Raw genomic sequence first — 744 nt, forward strand, 5'->3', positions numbered from 1 at the left:
CTCTGGCAGTGAATCAATGATGCCGATCTGCAAAGCCATTGAGAAAAAAGCGGTTGAAACTCCTTGTAAAATACGAGCAATTAAATAACCCTCTAAACCCGTAATCGTATAGAGGATTAATGCAAAACCATTGACGATAAGAATAATGCGCAGCACTTTTATCGGTCCGTGCATTTGAATAATTCGGCCTGCCCACGGTCGAAAGAACATGGTAGTGAACAAATACGCCCCCATGATTAAACCGATCGTTGTATTGCTGGCTCCGAGTGACTCTCCACGCAAAGGTATAATGACATTTAATATGGAATTGCCGCTGAAATAAAGAAGAGCCAGCATATACAATCGTATAAAAGGCCAAGATAATGCTCCACTCACAACTTCCCTTCCTCCTAACTTCTGCATGCAAATATCCTATTCTCCAAAACTCATTCAGCTAAAAAGTGATAAGCATCTGCAACAATTTTTTCGCATATTCCGACTTGACGTCTTTTAATTGTTCGATTCTCACTATTTCTTCAACTTGACCATCTCTAAAAATAATGACTCTATCGCAAATATAGGCCGCAGCCTGTATATCATGTGTGATAAATACATAACTCATGTTGTACATTTTTTTTAAATCTTTTAATAAATCAAGCACTTGGGTTTGAACAGATACGTCTAATGAGCTGATTGCTTCATCTAACACAATGCATTTTGGCTCTGTGGAGATGGCTCTTGCAATACATACCCTCTGTACCTCTC

The 744-nt window shown here is 39.0% G+C and carries 2 protein-coding genes; both read right to left on the reverse strand.

Features of this window, described 5'->3' with window-relative positions:
* The coding region (gene cntE, locus AC1DSE_RS36040) for a staphylopine family metallophore export MFS transporter CntE (protein ID WP_477529214.1) at nt 1–375 on the reverse strand (375 nt) is incomplete at its 3' end.
* A 58-nt stretch (nt 376–433) separates the two neighbouring features.
* Nucleotides 434–744 (reverse strand): ATP-binding cassette domain-containing protein (locus tag AC1DSE_RS36045; protein ID WP_477529215.1); only part of this gene is annotated, 311 nt, incomplete at its 5' end.

This window comes from Paenibacillus sp. 01L418, from assembly GCF_056400045.1.